Raw genomic sequence first — 603 nt, 5'->3', positions numbered from 1 at the left:
GCTCAGCGTGAAGGTCAATGCACTGTGGTTGTTGATCGGCAGGCCGTCTTTGTTGGTCAGCGTGATGGTGTAGGTAATCTCGCCGCCTTCGGTCACCGACGGGGTCGCGGTCAACTTGGCCACTACTTCGTCGGTGGTGTCGGTCACTTGAACCGAAGCGTTGCCGCCCAGTTGCAGGTTCTCGAAGGTCGCACCAGTGGCGTCCACTGCCGAATTAATGCCCAGGCTGATCTGGCCAGCATCGTTGTAGACGTCATCGCCTTGCGCAGCGTGGGTGTATGGCGCGCTGGTTTCGCCAGCCTTGATGATGACCTGGGCATTGTTGCTCAGGGTCACGACCAGGTCGTGAGCCAAGGCGGTGTTGATGTGCACGGTGAACGTCGGCTTGACGTTCTCGGCCACCGAGGTCTGGTCGGCCGTGATGGTGACCTTGACCAAGTCGCCTTCGTTGCCTGGGGTACCCGGCTCGTCGGTCACCGACGTGCTGACCGGCGTCTTGTCCAGCGTCAGTTGCTCGAACTTGCCAACGTCCGCGCCTTCAACGGTTGCGATCGACATCACGACAGGGTCGTTGGTACCGACGTAGACATTGTCCGGGGCAGT

General features: G+C 60.5%; 1 protein-coding gene. It reads right to left on the bottom strand.

Annotation, left to right across the window (positions count from 1 at the left end; translation table 11 throughout):
- On the bottom strand, positions 1–603 hold a 603-nt coding region (locus ACF8FB_RS02420), incomplete at both ends, for an immunoglobulin-like domain-containing protein (protein WP_392510971.1).

This window comes from Pseudomonas sp. yb_2, assembly GCF_043103905.1.
In the GTDB taxonomy this organism is placed as follows: Bacteria; Pseudomonadota; Gammaproteobacteria; order Pseudomonadales; family Pseudomonadaceae; genus Aquipseudomonas; species Aquipseudomonas alloputida.
This window is presented reverse-complemented; position numbering and strand designations above follow the sequence as displayed.